The organism is Bacillus sp. 9.4 (genome assembly GCF_055486415.1).
In genome coordinates this window covers 291,408-308,988 of the sequence record NZ_JBVFMU010000001.1, presented here as the reverse complement: position 1 = coordinate 308,988, position 17,581 = coordinate 291,408, and the positions used below count along the sequence as shown (strand labels likewise).

22 protein-coding genes and 1 pseudogene are annotated in these 17,581 nt (G+C 42.1%); 15 read left to right on the top strand and 8 right to left on the bottom strand.

All coding sequences use genetic code 11. From position 1 onward, the window contains the following. Positions 1–43: 43 nt before the first annotated feature. From xpt to exnP, 9 genes are all read left to right on the top strand, one after another. Positions 44–628: a xanthine phosphoribosyltransferase gene (xpt, locus tag ACZ07B_RS02005; protein ID WP_003230744.1), complete on the top strand. Its 585-nt coding sequence runs from the start codon at positions 44–46 to the stop codon at positions 626–628. Continuing rightward, complete coding sequence (gene pbuX / locus ACZ07B_RS02000; protein WP_134157106.1) at positions 625–1,941, top strand: xanthine permease PbuX; 1,317 nt, start codon at positions 625–627, stop codon at positions 1,939–1,941. The genes xpt and pbuX overlap by 4 nt, the downstream gene beginning before the upstream one ends. Before the next feature lie 72 nt (positions 1,942–2,013). After that, positions 2,014–3,111: a type III polyketide synthase BpsA gene (gene bpsA, locus ACZ07B_RS01995; protein ID WP_250622038.1), complete on the top strand. Its 1,098-nt coding sequence runs from the start codon at positions 2,014–2,016 to the stop codon at positions 3,109–3,111. Positions 3,112–3,114: 3 nt separating this feature from the next. After that, positions 3,115–3,621: an alkylpyrone methyltransferase gene (gene bpsB / locus ACZ07B_RS01990; RefSeq protein ID WP_464876851.1), complete on the top strand. Its 507-nt coding sequence runs from the start codon at positions 3,115–3,117 to the stop codon at positions 3,619–3,621. Positions 3,622–3,691: 70 nt separating this feature from the next. Then, positions 3,692–3,781, top strand: coding sequence for a Fur-regulated basic protein FbpC (fbpC, locus tag ACZ07B_RS01985; RefSeq protein ID WP_100069434.1), 90 nt, complete (start codon positions 3,692–3,694; stop codon positions 3,779–3,781). 175 nt (positions 3,782–3,956) lie between these two features. Further along, complete coding sequence (gene dynA, locus ACZ07B_RS01980) at positions 3,957–7,538, top strand: dynamin GTPase (protein ID WP_464876850.1); 3,582 nt, start codon at positions 3,957–3,959, stop codon at positions 7,536–7,538. A 64-nt stretch (positions 7,539–7,602) separates the two neighbouring features. Continuing rightward, positions 7,603–7,860: a YpbS family protein gene (locus tag ACZ07B_RS01975; RefSeq protein WP_003230757.1), complete on the top strand. Its 258-nt coding sequence runs from the start codon at positions 7,603–7,605 to the stop codon at positions 7,858–7,860. Positions 7,861–7,934: 74 nt separating this feature from the next. After that, positions 7,935–8,081 carry a hypothetical protein gene (locus ACZ07B_RS01970; protein WP_003230761.1) on the top strand — a complete coding sequence of 49 codons (147 nt, stop codon included), beginning with the start codon at positions 7,935–7,937 and terminating at the stop codon, positions 8,079–8,081. Positions 8,082–8,181: 100 nt separating this feature from the next. Next, positions 8,182–9,072: a 5'-3' exonuclease ExnP gene (gene exnP / locus ACZ07B_RS01965; protein ID WP_003230763.1), complete on the top strand. Its 891-nt coding sequence runs from the start codon at positions 8,182–8,184 to the stop codon at positions 9,070–9,072. Between the two features lie 7 nt (positions 9,073–9,079). On the opposite strand, the gene sspL is transcribed toward exnP, so the two are convergent. The 3 genes from sspL to ACZ07B_RS01950 are packed head-to-tail and all read right to left on the bottom strand — an operon-like array spanning position 9,080 to position 10,337. Next, positions 9,080–9,208, bottom strand: coding sequence for a small, acid-soluble spore protein L (gene sspL / locus ACZ07B_RS01960; protein WP_003218255.1), 129 nt, complete (start codon positions 9,206–9,208; stop codon positions 9,080–9,082). 41 nt (positions 9,209–9,249) lie between these two features. Continuing rightward, positions 9,250–9,648 carry a reverse transcriptase-like protein gene (locus ACZ07B_RS01955; protein ID WP_014480083.1) on the bottom strand — a complete coding sequence of 133 codons (399 nt, stop codon included), beginning with the start codon at positions 9,646–9,648 and terminating at the stop codon, positions 9,250–9,252. Beyond that, a complete protein-coding gene (locus ACZ07B_RS01950; RefSeq protein WP_014480082.1) occupies positions 9,648–10,337 on the bottom strand; it encodes a queuosine precursor transporter in 690 nt (229 codons plus the stop codon). Before ACZ07B_RS01950 ends, ACZ07B_RS01955 begins: the two co-directional genes overlap by 1 nt. 82 nt (positions 10,338–10,419) lie before the next feature. Between ACZ07B_RS01950 and ACZ07B_RS01945 the strand changes: the two genes are divergently transcribed. Both ACZ07B_RS01945 and ACZ07B_RS01940 read left to right on the top strand, forming a co-directional pair. Then, positions 10,420–11,100 (top strand): ribonuclease H family protein, encoded by a 681-nt coding sequence (locus ACZ07B_RS01945; RefSeq protein WP_217003123.1) that lies wholly within the window; start codon positions 10,420–10,422, stop codon positions 11,098–11,100. Then, positions 11,093–11,275 (top strand): zinc-finger domain-containing protein, encoded by a 183-nt coding sequence (locus tag ACZ07B_RS01940; RefSeq protein WP_004399003.1) that lies wholly within the window; start codon positions 11,093–11,095, stop codon positions 11,273–11,275. Before ACZ07B_RS01945 ends, ACZ07B_RS01940 begins: the two co-directional genes overlap by 8 nt. A gap of 27 nt (positions 11,276–11,302) precedes the next feature. Here the strand turns inward: ACZ07B_RS01940 and ACZ07B_RS01935 are convergent, their stop codons facing one another. Then, complete coding sequence (locus ACZ07B_RS01935) at positions 11,303–11,572, bottom strand: DUF2564 family protein (protein WP_004398863.1); 270 nt, start codon at positions 11,570–11,572, stop codon at positions 11,303–11,305. Between the two features lie 155 nt (positions 11,573–11,727). Here ACZ07B_RS01935 and degR point away from each other — a divergent pair, with 155 nt between their 5' ends. Continuing rightward, positions 11,728–11,910 (top strand): transcriptional regulator DegR, encoded by a 183-nt coding sequence (gene degR / locus ACZ07B_RS01930; RefSeq protein ID WP_003230774.1) that lies wholly within the window; start codon positions 11,728–11,730, stop codon positions 11,908–11,910. Between the two features lie 51 nt (positions 11,911–11,961). Here degR and cspD read toward each other — a convergent pair whose 3' ends face one another. From cspD to metA, 4 genes and pseudogenes are all read right to left on the bottom strand, one after another. Next, complete coding sequence (cspD, locus tag ACZ07B_RS01925; RefSeq protein ID WP_003230776.1) at positions 11,962–12,162, bottom strand: cold-shock protein CspD; 201 nt, start codon at positions 12,160–12,162, stop codon at positions 11,962–11,964. Positions 12,163–12,177: 15 nt separating this feature from the next. Next, positions 12,178–12,325: pseudogene (locus ACZ07B_RS01920) on the bottom strand (hypothetical protein). Positions 12,326–12,405: 80 nt separating this feature from the next. Further along, positions 12,406–13,554, bottom strand: coding sequence for a diglucosyl diacylglycerol synthase (locus ACZ07B_RS01915; RefSeq protein ID WP_033884727.1), 1,149 nt, complete (start codon positions 13,552–13,554; stop codon positions 12,406–12,408). Between the two features lie 230 nt (positions 13,555–13,784). Next, positions 13,785–14,690: a homoserine O-acetyltransferase MetA gene (gene metA, locus ACZ07B_RS01910; protein WP_004398721.1), complete on the bottom strand. Its 906-nt coding sequence runs from the start codon at positions 14,688–14,690 to the stop codon at positions 13,785–13,787. 342 nt (positions 14,691–15,032) lie between these two features. Between metA and ACZ07B_RS01905 the strand changes: the two genes are divergently transcribed. The 3 genes from ACZ07B_RS01905 to ACZ07B_RS01895 are packed head-to-tail and all read left to right on the top strand — an operon-like array spanning position 15,033 to position 17,341. Continuing rightward, on the top strand, positions 15,033–15,515 hold the full coding sequence (locus ACZ07B_RS01905) for a glutathione peroxidase (protein WP_464876849.1): 483 nt from the start codon (positions 15,033–15,035) through the stop codon (positions 15,513–15,515). A 15-nt stretch (positions 15,516–15,530) separates the two neighbouring features. After that, on the top strand, positions 15,531–16,148 hold the full coding sequence (hdhQ, locus tag ACZ07B_RS01900; protein WP_217019553.1) for an Mn(2+)-dependent (deoxy)ribonucleoside pyrophosphohydrolase: 618 nt from the start codon (positions 15,531–15,533) through the stop codon (positions 16,146–16,148). A gap of 59 nt (positions 16,149–16,207) precedes the next feature. Next, on the top strand, positions 16,208–17,341 hold the full coding sequence (locus tag ACZ07B_RS01895) for a conserved virulence factor C family protein (RefSeq protein ID WP_217003126.1): 1,134 nt from the start codon (positions 16,208–16,210) through the stop codon (positions 17,339–17,341). Positions 17,342–17,581: the final 240 nt, after the last annotated feature.

Sequence of the window (17,581 nt, the reverse complement as noted above, 5' to 3'; positions counted from 1 at the left end):
AGCGGGCAATGCTTTTTTTATTCTCATAACGGAGGTAGACAGGATGGAAGCACTGAAACGGAAAATAGAGGAAGAAGGCGTCGTATTATCTGATCAGGTATTGAAAGTGGATTCTTTTTTGAATCACCAAATTGATCCGCTGCTTATGCAGAGAATTGGTGATGAATTTGCGTCCAGGTTTGCAAAAGACGGTATTACCAAAATTGTGACAATCGAATCATCAGGTATCGCTCCCGCTGTAATGACGGGCTTGAAGCTGGGTGTGCCAGTTGTCTTCGCGAGAAAGCATAAATCGTTAACACTCACCGACAACTTGCTGACAGCGTCTGTTTATTCCTTTACGAAGCAAACAGAAAGCCAAATCGCAGTGTCTGGGACCCACCTGTCGGATCAGGATCATGTGCTGATTATCGATGATTTTTTGGCAAATGGACAGGCAGCGCACGGGCTTGTGTCGATTGTGAAGCAAGCGGGAGCTTCTATTGCGGGAATCGGCATTGTTATTGAAAAGTCATTTCAGCCGGGAAGAGATGAACTTGTAAAACTGGGCTACCGAGTGGAATCTTTGGCAAGAATTCAGTCTTTAGAAGAAGGAAAAGTGTCCTTCGTACAGGAGGTTCATTCATGAGAAATGGATTCGGCAAAACGCTGTCTTTAGGGATTCAGCATGTTCTTGCCATGTATGCCGGCGCCATTGTTGTTCCTCTGATTGTCGGAAAAGCAATGGGACTGACCGTCGAGCAGCTGACTTATTTAGTATCAATTGATATTTTTATGTGCGGTGTGGCTACACTTCTGCAAGTGTGGAGCAACCGATTTTTTGGGATCGGGCTTCCGGTAGTGCTTGGCTGTACCTTTACAGCTGTATCGCCGATGATAGCGATTGGATCTGAATATGGGGTTTCAACTGTTTACGGCAGCATTATCGCTTCAGGCATTCTTGTCATTCTTATTTCATTTTTCTTTGGAAAGCTCGTATCGTTTTTTCCGCCGGTCGTGACAGGCTCTGTTGTTACGATTATCGGTATTACACTGATGCCGGTTGCCATGAATAACATGGCCGGCGGAGAAGGAAGTGCAGATTTCGGAGATCTCTCCAATCTTGCTCTTGCTTTTACCGTGTTGAGTATCATTGTGCTTCTATACCGTTTTACAAAAGGCTTTATCAAGTCCGTCTCGATTTTGATCGGTATTTTGATTGGCACCTTCATCGCATATTTTATGGGAAAAGTTCAATTTGATAATGTTTCGGACGCGGCAGTTGTTCAAATGATTCAGCCATTTTACTTCGGAGCGCCGTCTTTTCACGCAGCGCCTATCATTACGATGTCCATCGTTGCAATTGTCAGCCTTGTGGAGTCAACTGGTGTTTACTTTGCTTTAGGTGACCTGACAAACCGCCGTTTGACAGAGGAAGATTTGTCTAAAGGCTATCGAGCTGAAGGACTGGCTGTGCTTCTGGGCGGTATTTTTAACGCTTTTCCTTACACGGCATTCTCTCAAAATGTCGGGCTTGTTCAGCTCACAGGGATCAAAAAAAATGCCGTCATTGTGGTCACAGGTGTGATCCTAATGGCATTTGGGCTGTTTCCAAAGATCGCTGCTTTCACGACCATTATTCCATCCGCTGTTTTGGGCGGTGCAATGGTGGCGATGTTTGGAATGGTGATCGCTTACGGGATTAAAATGCTCAGCCGCATTGATTTTGCGAAACAGGAAAATCTGCTGATTGTTGCCTGCTCAGTGGGATTGGGGCTCGGTGTGACCGTTGTGCCGGATATTTTCAAACAGCTTCCGAGTGCCTTAACGCTGCTTACAACGAATGGCATTGTGGCGGGCAGCTTTACTGCAGTCGTCTTAAATATTGTATATAACGTTTTTTCTAAAGCTAAAAAAATAGAACAAGAAGCTGACCTCGCTGAACAAAAAACAGCAGTCTAACTCCGCCGCGGCGGAGTTTTTTTGCATATAAAAAAGATTGTTGCGGCACAATGTATGCAAAGAGGTGATCGCATGGCGTTTATTTTATCCATTGGAACAAGTCTTCCTGCGTATAATGTAAACCAAGAGAAAGCGGCCGAGTTCGCCCGCTATATGTTTCAGCATTCTTTTAAGGATATTGACCGGCTGTTATCCTCCTTTAAAAACGGGCAAATCCATTCGAGACAGTTTGTTAAGCCGATTGAATGGTATAAAGAGGGGCACAGCTTTGAAGAAAAAAATCAAATATACATAGAAGAAACACTTAAACACAGCAGAGCGGCTGTTCGTGAGTGCCTCTCTCATCCGGAATTTTTTCAAGAAGCCATTCCTTATGAGAAAGTGGAAGCTGTTTTTTTCGTCTCCAGTACAGGCCTTTCCACACCGAGTATCGAGGCGCGGCTTATGAATGAACTTCCGTTTTCTCCATATACGAAGCGGATTCCGATTTGGGGGCTTGGCTGTGCAGGAGGAGCCAGCGGACTTGCGCGTGCAGCCGAATACTGCAAAGCGTATCCTGAGGCTTTTGTGCTTGTCATTGCTGCCGAGCTGTGCAGCCTGACATTCCAGCCGGAAGATAAAACAAAAAGCAATCTGATCGGCACCTCGCTTTTTGGTGACGGCATTGCCGCAGCTTTATTATGCGGAGAGAAGGCGGACCGCAGGATGTCAAAGCTGAAGCTTGCACCGAAGATAATGGACGCCCAATCTGTTTTGATGAAACAATCAGAAGATGTCATGGGCTGGGACTTTACCGATCAAGGATTCAAAGTCATTTTCTCACGAGATATTCCGACCTTGGTGGAAAAATGGCTCAAAACAAATGTACAGATTTTTTTGGACAAACATAAGCTGTCATTCCATGATATCAGTGTTTTTTTGGCGCATCCAGGCGGAAAAAAAGTGATCGATGCATACATCAAAAGTCTCGGGCTGTCGTCAGAAAAGCTTTCATCTGCGCAAAGCATTTTGCAAAAGCACGGAAATATGTCTTCAGCCACAATCTTGTATGTGATCAAAGACCATCTGCAGAACGGACATAAAAAGGAAGATGAACGAGGACTGATTGGCGCATTAGGGCCAGGTTTTTCATCAGAGTTGCTATTATTCAGCTGGGAAAAGGGGGCCTGACTCATGTTTTGGTTGTTGATCGCCATTCTCATTGTTCAAAGAGCAGCAGAAATGGCAGTGGCCAGGCAAAACGAACAAAAGGTAAAGAAGCAAGGAGCAATTGAATTTGGCGAGAGCCACTATCCGTATATCATTACGATGCATATCCTTTTTTTCCTGTCCTTAATTGCCGAGGTGCTGCTGATGAATAAACAGCCGTCCAACTGGTGGCTCGGTATCGCTGCAGTGATTTTAAGCGTACAGATCGTACGGTATTGGGCGCTTTGTTCCTTAGGGGCACATTGGAATACGAAAATCCTTGTTGTTCCAGGTGTAGAGCTTGTAAAAAAAGGTCCATATAAATGGATGAAACATCCAAACTATGCCGTTGTTATACTTGAAATTTTGCTGATTCCGCTGCTTTATCAAGCATACGTCACCATGTGTCTGTTTTCCATTTTCAATGCCGTGTTGTTAAGCGTCAGAATTCGCGCAGAAGACAAAGCATTACAGGAATACAGCGTAAAATAGCGATTGAAAATCATTCTCAACCATGTTAAAATGAATTTGAAAAAGATTCTCAATCAGGATGGTGAAGCAAATGACAATGCTGTTTTTGCTTGGAGCGGTTTGTACATATAGTGTATTAATTGGTTTTGTATTAAAAGGAATCTCTAATAAATCTGTTTGATGAATCTGGAACTTGTAAAAGTTGCAGATTTTCTTTTATAGAAGCTGCCGTAATGGCGGCTTTTTTCTATTCTCCTAAAGAAATTTGGTTTATTCTTGTGTAAAATGTAAAGGGAATGAATTCAGATCTTTCGAAAAAGGTTCACAATTGAAACGGCACAAAGGGGTTCAGACTTATGACAGATCAAAACAGAAAAGAGCTTTTGCATAAAACTGGGGAACTTTATAAGCAATTTATTGAGAATCAAGATGAACAAAGGGCTGCTAAACTGGCTGCGGTCATGAAAAAAGCGGCTGATGAAGAGGTTTATATCGCGTTTACCGGGCATTATTCAGCGGGAAAATCGTCACTGCTGAACTGCCTGTTAATGGAGAATATTTTGCCGACAAGCCCGATTCCGACAAGCGCTAACCTTGTTGTGATCAGAAACGGGGAAAAGCGAGTTCGGCTTCATACAACAGACGGAGCGTGTGCTGAGCTGGAAGGGGCTTACCAGAAAGACAAGGTGCAGCAATATTGTAAAGACGGGGAACAGATTGAAAGCGTCGAAATTTTTGACAGGTATACTGAGATCGATTCCGGGGTTGCGTATATTGATACTCCAGGGATAGATTCAACAGATGATGCTCATTTTCTATCGGCTGCTTCTATTCTTCACCAAGCGGATGCGCTGTTTTACGTCGTTCACTATAATCACGTGCACTCTGAGGAAAATGTAAAGTTTCTCAGATCAATAAAAGAAAGCATTCCGAATGTGTATTTTATCGTCAATCAAATTGACCGCCATGATGAGACGGAGACGAAATTTGGAGACTATCAAGCGCAGGTAGAGGAGATGCTTTGCAATGAAGGGATTTCAAGGGAAGCGCTCTATTTTACATCAGTAACAGAACCGGATCACCCGTTTAATCAGATGGGGGCCCTGAGAGAAGAGTTAAGAAGAATAGAACAGCAATCAAAAAGCAATATGCAGGCTTTAACGGAACAAAAAGTCCGTAATCTGCTAAAGGAACATACGGAAATGCTGAAGAAAGACGAAACAGGCGCTCCGAGTTTCGCTGAACAGCTTAATATCCAAATTGGACTGGTCCAATCGCTGCGTGATCAATTGAATGAGGCCGAAAAACAAACGACTGAGGCAGAGAAGAGGATGCAGGAAGAAATCAATCGTATTTTAAAAAACGCAAACCTGACGCCTTTTGAAATGCGTGAATTGGCAGCTGCATTTTTAGAATCAAAAGAGCCTTCTTTTAAAACCGGCATTTTCTTTTCTAAAGCGAAAACTGCACAGGAAAGAGATAAAAGGCGGAATGCTTTTTTCTCTGATGTGGCAAAACGAACAGAGGCCGAAGCGGATTGGCATATGATAGACACGCTTCATAAACTCGCCAAGGTATTTGATGTCTATACCGCTGAAAGTGAAAAGCTGATTCAGGCCTATCGCACACCGCTTGATATAAGCATCATTGAACGCGCGGTCAAGCATGGTGCAGCCTTTTCCTCTGAATATGTATTGCAATATACAAAAGACTTGGCAGAGCTCATCCGGAAAGAGGCGAAAAGAGAAGCCGCAGACATCATAAAGGTGCTCTCCGCTATGGTGAAAGAGCGTGTTTCCAAAGATGTGCAAACAATTAACGACCGGCTCGTCCAAGAATCAGAAAAACTTGTCTTTCTTCAAGAACAGGCGCGTTTAGAGAATAATGCCCGAGAGAAAACCGATCGCCTGTGGGCCATTTGGGAAGAAGAGTCCGCATGCCCAATGCATATAGACACAGAATGGTTTAAATCGAAGAAAACAAGAGTGGCGGCTCCAGAGCAGAAACAAGGCCGAAGCCAGCTGACGGCGCAGCCGATGCCGAAATCAGAAATCAAAATGGAACAAGAAATGCCGCTTCAAGACCAAATCAAACGCTTTTACACTTTGTCTGACCTTTTAGGCGAATACAGCATGTTGTTAAAGCAAACTTCAGCGTTTCGTGAAAGGGTGAAAAGGCTTGAGGAACGGAAATTTACACTCGCTCTTTTTGGAGGCTTTAGCTCGGGGAAATCATCATTTGCCAATGCGCTTGTCGGCGAAAGAGTGCTGCCATCCTCACCAACGCCAACCACAGCGACAATTAACAAGATCACAAAGCCAATCAATGGCAACTTAAACAAAACAGCGGATGTAGTGTTTAAGACAGAGGATGACATAACGGCTGAAATTTTGCAGCTCACCGGAATACCAAAGGAACCGGCAGGCCGTTCCTTAACAGAGAAGTGGGAAAAGGCAGTCAAAAAAAACAGGCTGCAGGAAGAACACGTGAAATTGATCAGCAATTTCCTGCTTGCATACGAGAAGTATCAGCAGTATATACAGGAACAGAAGAAATTAACGATTCCGCTCTCTGAATTAAAGCCGTATGTAGCAGAGGAAACAACGGCCTGTGCTGTGAAAGAGGTAACGGTCTACTATACATGCCCGCTAACTGAAAAAGGGATTACGATCGTTGATACACCCGGCGCGAGCAGCATGAATAAACGGCATACAGAACTGGCATTCCAATATATCAAAGATGCTGATGCATTTTTTTATATGACTTATTATCAGCACTCTTTTTCAAAAGGAGACCGTTCATTTTTGCGAAAGCTTGGACTTGTGAAAGAATCGCTCAGCATGGATAAAATGTTTTTTATTATTAATGCTGCAGACCTTGCAAAAGATAAAACAGAGCTCGAAACAGTGACCGATTATGTCAGCGCAGAGCTTGTAAAAGAAGGGGTTTATGAGCCGCAGCTCTTTACCGTATCAAGTAAGGAGGAACTGGTGGGAAAACCGGAGTCATTTTACAATCAGTTCTCGAAAGTAAGAAAACACTTAGACCGGTTTATCGAATTGGATGTAAAAAAAGCGTCAGCAGCGCAGCTCAGTTCGGAGGCAGACAAACTATGCGAAACTGTTTTTCAGCTTCACCAATCCCAGCATCAGTCCCGAGAAGAGAAGGAAGCGCAGAAACAGCGCCTTATGCTGTCATTTGAGTGGACAGTGGCCGATATCGAGAAACGGCGGAACTCAAAAACCATCATTGAAAAAGTAAAAAAAGATACAAGAGAGCAGCTATATCACATTGCACAGCGATTATCATATTTTGCAAATGATTTATTAAAATCGGCATTTCATCCCGGGCTGCAAAACGGGGATTGGAAAAAGAACGTCAGTAAAGCGATGACAACAGCCTTACATGAATATCAATTTGAATATATTCAGGAAATCAAAACGCTTGATGTTCGCATGAGCGGTTTCATCGAACGGCATATCAATGAAGAATGGCTGGATCATTTTCAAAAAACATTAAACGAGGACGGTTATTTTTCCGTTTATGCGGGTGATCAGCATTCGAACGGCATACAGTTGAAGGAAGTTGAACCGGAAATAGAAGAACGTGCTTTTGAGCAGGAACTAAAAGAGATCAAATCACCGAAGCAGTTTTTTGAGCAGAAAGGAAAAGCGGCCTTTATCGAAGCTGTACGGATGAAACTTACGAAAATCACAGAGGCATGGATAAAAAATGAAGAAGAAAGCCTGATATCTCATTACACTGCTCACCTCAGACGCTTACAGGAAGATATGGGTGAAAAAGCAATCGCGCAAATAACGGATCAAAAAGAGACATATTTAAGAGGATATGCGGAAGGGGAACATGCGAAAGAGATTGAAATGGCGTATCAGGCGTGCATCTCCTGGAAAAATTCAGACAATACAATAAAAATGTAAAATTCAGTTGGCTTGTATTTCAAGTCATGATAGACTAAATAGAAAAAAGCGAGATGAACGATTAATGTCAGAGGTACATAAAGCAATTTCAGCACATTCATCAAAACAGCACGAGCATATCAAAGCATTTATGCGTCTTGAAAATATGCGTGAATTGGCGATTGAAGAAGCTGTTGCTAAATGCAGAAACGATGAGCCTTATACTACAGATGCAATTAATGAAATTACCGAGCAAATGAATCAGCTCGCTAAAAAAGGCATCGTCCCGACAAGACGGCTTGTATCAAAAGAAATGGTCAGAGAATACGTAAGCCGCATGTAAGCTGGATGATCCTGTCGCGAGTGAACCTCCTGCCGGAAGCATATACTATATGCATCCGACGTAAGGGGGGATTCATGTTGGGCAGAACAAAGCTCGGAAACAGAAATGCACAGGCGAATAACAATGCCAAAAAGAAAAACGGATTTCAAACCCATTTTGACTCTTACGCAGGACGCGAAGCTGAAAAGCTGATCGCCAGCAACAAAAGACACAACGATTGATAAATATCCAAACAGTATCTCTAATTAAAGAGATACTGTTTTTTATTTTTGGGCTGCTTTATGATAAAATAGAAGGAATGAAAGAAAAGGGAGTTATTTGATGAATAATAATAAACTATTGCTGGTTGACGGCATGGCTCTTTTATTCCGGGCCTTTTTTGCCACGGCCGTACATCGCAACTTTATGATAAATGACAGCGGGGTGCCGACGAACGGCGTCAACGGCTTTTTAAAGCATTTGATTACAGCTGTGGAAACATTCCAGCCGACACACGTCGTCTGCTGCTGGGACATGGGGAGCAAAACGTACCGAAATGACTTGTTCCAAGATTATAAGGCCAACCGCAGCGCGCCGCCTGTGGAGCTGATTCCGCAGTTTGATTTGGCAAAGGAAGCAGCCGCAGAGCTTGGAATCATGAATATTGGCTTTGCTGGCTATGAAGCGGATGACTGTATCGGTACTCTTGCCGATTTATTTGCGAATGAAGCGGACATTACGGTCGTAACAGGGGACAGAGATTTACTTCAGCTGTTAACGGATAAAGTAAGCGTTGCTTTGCTTCAAAAAGGAATCGGAAATTATAAAGTCTATACAAAAGAGACTTTTTATGAAGAAACAGGCGTAATGCCGAAGGCTTTGATTGATATTAAAGCGCTTATGGGAGATTCCAGTGATAACTATCCCGGAGTCAAAGGGATTGGAGAAAAAACAGCCTACAAACTGATTCGTGAATACGAAACGATTGACCGTTTATTGGAAAATCTTTCTCTTCTTCCAAAAGGACAGCAGGGAAAAATTCAGCAAGGTTTAAGCGATTTGGAGATGTCGAGGAAGCTTGCGGAAATTCATTGCTCAGTGCCGCTGGCCTGCACACTGAAAGACGCTTTATTTACTTTGCAAATGGAGCAGGCGGCTGACATGCTTCGCCGCCACCAAATCAAAGGAATTGAGCGTATGCTTGAAAAGCTGAACGCTAGAGAGATCGTTTAGATCTTCTCTAGCGTTTTGTATTGCTTTTTTTTGCTCTCTCCTCAAGCTCTGTTTTAGGGTCATTATGTGTATTGCCTTCCAGGTCGCCTTGCGGAGTAACACCGCCGGTCAGCCGGCCTTTATCTTTCTTTTTCATGTTAGTTCACCTCGCCATTAGGATGAACCAATGATCAAGATTTAATTCTTTTCATTCAGCCGAATCGCTTCTTTTGCCAGAAGATCGGCTTTTTGGTTTTGCTTGCCCGGTATCCATTTGATGAAAAAAAGAGGGAATGCCGCTTTTAATCGGGTGATTTCTTCTACGAACGGTTGAAACGTTTTATTTTTAACCATTTCAAGCTCAGTGGCGCGTTCCACAATATCTGAATCGGTTCGAAAGGAAACCGATTGATACCCGCGCGTTGCACATAGCTTCATCCCTTCAATTAATGCAAGAAATTCCGCTTCCTGATTTGTATGCACTCCGATTGGAATAGAGAAGGATTCTGCTATTCCCTCATGTTTGATAAAAATGCCGATACCGGAAGGCCCGGGATTACCGGCGCTTGCGCCGTCTACGTATATTTCTGTAGGCATTATGAACTCCTTTCATCTTTAGGTATCATTTTTTTGGCTGCATAAGCATAAGGCAATGAAATCAAAGATACCGCAAACTTAATCAAATATGTAGAAATAAAAATATGAAGCCACACGCCTGCCGGATAAATGCCGAGAAAGGCGACTGAAGTGAATATGAATGTATCAAACAGCTGGCTGACTGCTGTACTGCCGCCGTTTCTGAGCCATAAAAGCCGATCAGAAGGAAATATCCTTCTAATTGCCGAATATACATAAACATCCAGCGTTTGGCTGAAGATAAAGGCAAGCAGACTTCCTAACGCAACTCGCGGAAGGAATCCGAAGATCGTTTCCAGCGCTGTTTGTGATATGTCGCTGGAAGCCGGTTCGAAAAGCAGCACGCCCTGCATGACAAATGTCAGCGTCAGGAGCGTTGAGAATCCGAGCCATACCGCTTTTCTGGCTTCAGCTGGTCCGTATTTTTCATTCAGCACATCTGTCGCAAAAAAGATTGTGCCATACATCACATTCCCGAGTGTCGCTGTTAAGCCAAACAGTTCGACTGTTTTGACGACTTGGAGGTTGGCGCAGACTGTCGCAAAACCGATCCAAACAAACAGCCCCATTTTGCCAAATCCTTTATAAAATAAAAGAACAATGATAAAATGAATGATCGCAAAAAAGATCCAAAACGAATTATTAAACAAGATGAAAAAGCTTCCTTTCCGGGGTAAGATTGGTTTGATTATAGCATAAGCCCGACAACTAATGAATGGTAAGGTGATTGTAATGAAGCTCAGACCGCATTTGAAAATAGAAGCAAAAGGAACAGGATCCGTCTCATTTTTTAGCGAAGACTGGCTGACAGCACAGCAGGCACGTATGCTCGCCAGAGAACTTGGACGTTTTCCATACATGAAAGAGCTAGAGTTCGAAGACGAGAAAGGCGGCAGCTGGATGCTGAAGGAATTGGAAAAGCTGACAGAGGAGCTTGCTCAAGAGCCTGATGACATTACTGTTTATTTTGACGGCAGTTTCGATAAGGAGAGCGAACTGGCCGGTCTCGGGATCGTCATCTATTATTCACTGGGAGGAACCCGGCATCGCTTGAGAAAAAATAAAAGCTTCCGGCTGAAAACCAATAATGAAGCTGAATACGCAGCGCTTTATGAAGCAATAAGAGAAGTAAGAGAGCTTGGGGCAAGCAGAAATTCAATTACAATCAAAGGGGACTCGCTTGTTGTGCTGAATCAGCTTGACGGCAGCTGGCCTTGTTATGATCCATCTCATAATGAATGGCTGGACAAAATAGAAGCACTCCTTGAATCGCTGAAGCTTACTCCAACCTACGAAATAATACAACGAAAAGACAATCAGGAAGCTGACGGCCTCGCTAAAAAAATTCTATCCCATCAATTCGTAGAAAGCCACACGAAATTAGACCGTAACGGAGATGACGATATTGGATAAGAAAATGATCTTTAAAGAACTGACAGAACTGCACGATGAATATTGCAAGGACTGTTTTATTAAGAAGCAGTTTCGCAAAGAATTTGGCAAAACTTATGCGCATTCATTTTGTATCAATAAATGTACGGTTGGTGAAAAGCTGAAACAATACGGAGATGTCTTAACCAATCACTAAAAATAAAAACCGCAGAAGCTGCGGTTTTTATTCTTTGAATTCATCCAGCTGATGCTCGCTGTCATCTAGCAGCTGCTGTTGCTGCTTTACAAATTCAGGATCATCGAGAGCTGCCAGCTCTTCAGATTGTGACAGTTCTCTAGCATCCTCAATGGCTTGGTATGCAGAGTCGACTAATGTTTTGCTTTGGCCTCTCGTCGCGGCTCCTGTTGTTTTCTGCGCTGTTTCCACCGCTAGTTCCAGCTGCCGCTTATCCGTAAAGCCAGTCTGATCCTCATTATGAAATTCTGAAGTCACAAAAAACACCTCCGCCATTATTTTGCAGAGTTTTTTTGAAATTTATGTACCAAAATAGAAAAGAAAATAAAAATAAGCCGATATAACTATTGAACCAGAATAAATAGGACCGTTTTACTATTTGAGGTATCTTGATAGAGAAGGGGAACGCAGCTATGGATGATAAAGACTTGAAGTTGATCCTTCACAAAACATTTATAGAAATATACAGTGATTTAGAAGAACTGGCGGATATCGCGAAAAAAGGAAAACCATCAATGGAAAAGTATGTTGAAGAGATTGAACAGAGGTGTAAACAAAACATTTTGGCGATTGAAATCCAGATGAAAATCAAATAGGAGAGGCGAATGCCTCTCCTCTATTTGTCATCTCATCATCATGTATTGAGTTTAGAGTTTTACAACATTAGAAGCTTGAGGTCCACGATTACCTTCGACAATTTCAAAAGAAACTTCTTGTCCTTCTTCTAATGATTTGTATCCATCTCCTTCGATAGCTGTGAAGTGAACAAATACATCGTCTCCGCCTTCAACTTCAATGAAGCCGAATCCTTTTTCGTTGTTGAACCATTTTACTTTACCGTTTTGCATATTGCTTAATTCCTCCTAGTACTGTAGCACCCATGTGCTAAAAAAAATTTTGTCATCATCTAACTTTGATTCCATTGTTAAATGATGGTTCAACTATACACCATCTGGGAGCACCCGTCAAGTTTCGAAACGGCTTATTTTTCAAAAGAAGGGCAAGTTTCATAAAAAAATGTAACCGCTTTTATTAATGGCTGAATATAAATAAAAAGAGCACACGATTTTCGTATGCTCTCAAGTACGCCATTACGATAGCACTTTGGCTTTTTGTTTGGTAGTCATCATTTCTGATTCCTTCAGGATATCCTCTAAAATCACTTCAGAGGAGTTTGCTAAATGAAGGTCCTTAATGTTTTTCTTCATGCGATGCAAGGTATCTTCATCTGCAAGAAGGGAAGTGACTGACTCGAGAATCTCTTCATGACGGTTCACAACGATGGCAGCTCCGCGGTCTTCAAAGAAGTTTGCATTTTCTTTTTCCTGTCCAGGCACGGGTTTGTACAGAATGACAGGCACTCCAATGGCTGTGGCTTCTGTCAAAGTAATGCCGCCGGGCTTGGTAATCATGCAATCTGTGATTCGGAATAGCTCATCAATGCGCTCCACATAGCCCAGAACTTTTAATTTGTCACCATTTTCCGCCTCAAGCGCACTCAAAGATTCTTTTAAAGCCGTATTTTTCCCGCACACGACAACCACTTGCACTTGGTCATCTTTGACAAGGTTTTCGCACAGCTCTTTTACGTTCTTTAATACACCGTGAGCACCTGCCATGATCAGAAGCACTTTTTTGTTTGGTGAAAGATTGTACTTTTTATATATCGGGCCAACCGGCATGGATTCTTCAAATTGCGGCCTGATTGGAATTCCTGTGATTTTTACGTTGCTTGGATGAGTGCCGATCTCCAGCAGTTTTTCCTTCACGTAATCTGTCGCCACATAATATTTATCCACGTTTTCGTGAACCCAAATTTTATGAAGACAAAAATCAGTCATAACGTTGAAGGTAGGAATGACTCTTCCAGTTCGGCGTCTGTATTCAGGCACGACGATCATCGGAAATGTATTAATAATAATATCGGGCTGATGTTCATCGACAAGTTCGCCCAATCTTTTATTACCCATTTTAAAGTAAATATTGAATTTACGTTTATTATAGATTTTGTCAACTCCGTAATAAAACAAACGATAAAACTGTTTCCCGATTGAGAAGCTTTTTAAATAAAGGTATTGAGTTACCTCTGAAACAATCGGATTTGACTCTTGGTACAAATTAGAAACTGTTACATGCTGAAAGCCGAGCCGTACACATTGTTCATATAGTGTTTTGGCTACCTGCACATGTCCATTTCCGTAATTTGCAGTCAAAATTAATACTCTTTTATTGGTATTCAAGTAAATTCACCTCAATGTAATCAACAACAAGCAAGCTTCATGCATCGTAAGGAGTTATTGTCTATACATAAACATAACACAAATACATAATCGAATTATTAATGCAGTGAAAAAGTTAAGCTAATTTTAAATGATTTGGATTCCAGTATTTTAAATTTTTGTTATACGCAGACTGAATCAGATGTATTTTATCATATTTTTTGCTCAGCGTATCACTAAAAAAAGAAAAATTAGTCCCATTCATAAGGAGTTTCCTGGTAAACGTAATAATTCAGCCAATTCATAAACAATAATGTGGCATGCGCTTTCCAGCGATTCACTGGCTCGTTGCTGCCTTTTGCAAAATAATGTTTAGGTGCCTCGACAGTAGAAAGGTTTCGTTCCAAATCTCTTTCATACTCTTGAAGAAGCGTATTTGTATCATATTCAGGGTGCCCTGTCAAAAAGACTTGTTTTTCGTCTTTAGACACAATTAAGCAAACCCCGGCTTCCTTTGATGCGGTAAGAATGTTTAACTCGGGCACTGCTTGAAGCTGTTCCATATTTATATCTGTATGCCGGGAATGCGGCACGTAGTATAGCTCGTCAAAACCTCTTACCAATCTTTCGTGTTTTGAAAGAACGGTATGTTCGAACACACCGAAGATTTTTTTCGGCATTTGAATTTTTTCCACACCGTAATGGTAATACAAACCTGCTTGAGCACCCCAGCAAATATGCAAGGTTGAAGTGACATTTGTTTTGCTCCACTCCATGATTTCCTTGAGCTCTTCCCAATATGAAACCTCTTCAAACGCCAAATGCTCGATCGGCGCACCGGTGATAATCATGCCGTCAAACCTCTTGTGACGGATATTGGAAAAAGTCGTGTAAAATTCGTCAAGGTGTTCTCTCGCAGTATTTTTCGGCGTGTGTGTGCTTGGGATTAAAAATGTGAAATGAACCTGTAAAGGCGAATTTCCAAGCAATCTGAGAAGCTGAGTCTCTGTTTGGATTTTTTTCGGCATCAAATTTAATATAATAATTTTTTGCGGCCGGATATCCTGATGAAATGCTCTGCTTTCATCCATTACAAATATATGTTCACTTTCAAGCACCTGTTTTGCCGGCAGGTGTGTTGGTATATTAATAGGCAACGTGCCACCTCCATTATTTCCCCGTTTAATTTTCTTCATTATAGGAATTTTCACGCCAATTTTCAATCTATCTATACGTGTTGAGGGGGAAACAACAGAAAACTCTTTAAATAAAACGCACTGACACGCCTTTTGGTTTCACAGTAAAATGATTTTCAAAGATGTCAGAGGGAATTGTAATGTTTTATAGAATGATAAGATAAAAAACGAGCGTTATGAATTGATAATGAACGGACGTTCATATCGTTAGGCTTCTTATGAGTTCTTAATTGATGTTTACATTTTAAATTGCGATTTAAAAAAGGTAAAATAATCAGCACCAGGGACATAGGAGGGACTTACATGTCTATTTATCATATGAAGGTACGTACAATCACAGGGAAAGACATGACACTTCAGCCTTTCGCGGGAAAGGTACTGATGATCGTGAATACAGCAAGTAAGTGCGGTTTTACTCCCCAATTAAAGCAGCTGCAGGAATTATATGATACATATCAGCAGGAGGGGCTGGAGATCTTAGGGTTCCCCTGCAATCAATTCATGAACCAAGAGCCTGGTGAAGAGGCTGACATACAGGAATTTTGTGAAACAAATTACGGTGTTACATTTCCTATGTTTTCAAAAGTGGATGTAAACGGGAAAAACGCCCACCCGCTGTTTGTGTATTTGACAAAACATGCGAAAGGGATGCTGGGAACTAAGGCGATCAAGTGGAATTTCACGAAATTTATAGTGGATAGAAATGGAGAAATCGTTGGTCGTTATTCACCAAATACAAATCCGAAAGAGCTGGAAGACGATATCGTGAAGCTATTAGAGCAATAAAAAGAGGGTGTTTTTGTGAAGGAATTGAAGCAGGCAGAGCAAATCAGGGCATGGGTTCAATCTATCATGACTGACGAAAGCTCTGGACATGATTGGCATCATGTATCAAGAGTAGCAGATATTGCAGCGTATATTGGAGAAAAGGAAAAAGCGGATTTGTTCATTGTTGAAACGGCGGCTTTGGTTCATGATTTAATTGATGTGAAGCTGCCTGACACGGTCAGGCTTTCTGTGAGCGAAGTATATGATCAGCTCGTTTTTTTCGGAGTAGGAAAAGAGAATGCTGACAGGGTGATTCATATTATAACAAGGATGTCCTTTCGAGACAGGGAAAAGCTGGCGAAGGAGCCGCTCTCAATTGAGGGAAAAGCCGTACAGGATGCTGACAGACTTGATGCGATTGGTGCTGTCGGCATTGCGAGAGTTTTCATGTTTGCGGGCGCAAACGGGCATGGCCTTTATGGAGATGATCAAAGCGCCTACGCTCATTTTTTTCATAAGCTGCTGCGGCTGAAAGATATGATGAATACAGACACTGCACGGGAACTGGCAGAAGAAAGACACAATTTTATGCTTCAATTTGTCCGCCAATTAGAAAAAGACATACCCGGGATTGATGCCAAAACGTCGTAATAGAAGGCTTGGAGCGACTATGATAGAATAAGTCACAGATATGCTATAGGAGGACGATCATGAAGATAAAATCAATTGAACCTACACCAAGCCCGAATACAATGAAAGTCATCTTAACGGAAGAGCTTCCGGCGGGCAAAAGCAATAACTATAAACCTGAGCAAGCAGAAGGCGCACCGCCTGTTATAGCGGAAATCCTTAAAATAGATGGAGTTAAAGGGGTATATCACGTCGCAGATTTTCTTGCTGTTGAACGGAATGCAAGATACGACTGGAAAGACATTTTACCGCAAGTCCGCACTGCATTTGGGATGGAAAGTGCTGAAAGCGGAGAAGAAAATCGTTCTGATCAAGAATCTTTTGGAGAGGTAAAAGTTTTTGTGCAGATGTTCAGCGGCATTCCTATGCAAGTTAAATTAACCGATGGAGAGCGGGAAGAACGCTTCGGCTTACCTGAACGCTTTCAGCAGGCGATCTTAAAACTTAGATCTGAAGCTTCCAATGTTGTGTTTGAGCGGGCTTGGAAAGAACAAGGTGTCAGATTCGGTGACTTTGATGAAATCGGCCATGACGTGACAGAAGAACTTCAGGCGGCATACAGTGATGAACGGCTGAAACGACTGACTGAAGCAGCCGCTCAAGGAAAGGGCGAAGCAAAACAAGCTGTACAGCGCAAAGCGTATAAAGTAACGCTTGACATGCTGGATGATGAGGACTGGAAAAAGCGTTATGCACACTTGGAACAGATGGATCCGAAAGAAGAGGATATCCCGGTTTTACAGAAGGCATTGGATGATCCAAAGGTGTCCATCAGAAGACAGGCTGTTGTGTACTTAGGAATGATTGAAACACCTGATGTTCTTCCTCTATTGTATAAAGCACTTGAGGACAAAGCTGTATCAGTCAGAAGAACGGCCGGAGACTGCCTGTCTGATATCGGCGATCCTCAAGCCATTCCTGCTATGATCAAGTCGTTAAGCGACTCCAGCAAGCTTGTTCGCTGGCGTGCGGCCATGTTCCTGTACGAAGTCGGCGATGAAAGTGCAATTGATGCTTTGCGCGCTGCCGAAGATGACCCCGAATTTGAGGTCAGCCTTCAAGTCAAAATGGCGCTTGAACGTATTGAGCATGGAGAAGAAGCAAAAGGTTCTGTTTGGAAACAAATGACGGAAAGCAGAAAAAAAGGCGAATAGAGATAAAAAAGGTGCAGATCATGCACCTTTTTTATGTGAATTCGCTTTTTATAAAAATTATTTCGAATATTGTTGAAAAATATCCGAAAACTATTTATAGTAAGTAACAATATTAATAGTTGGAGGGTTCAAATCGAAAGAAAGCTATATAAATATAAAAACACGAAAGAACAAAACAAGGTGAGGGCGGCCTGTATTTATCTTATTTGCAAAAATAGCCCATAAATAAACTGAAAATTG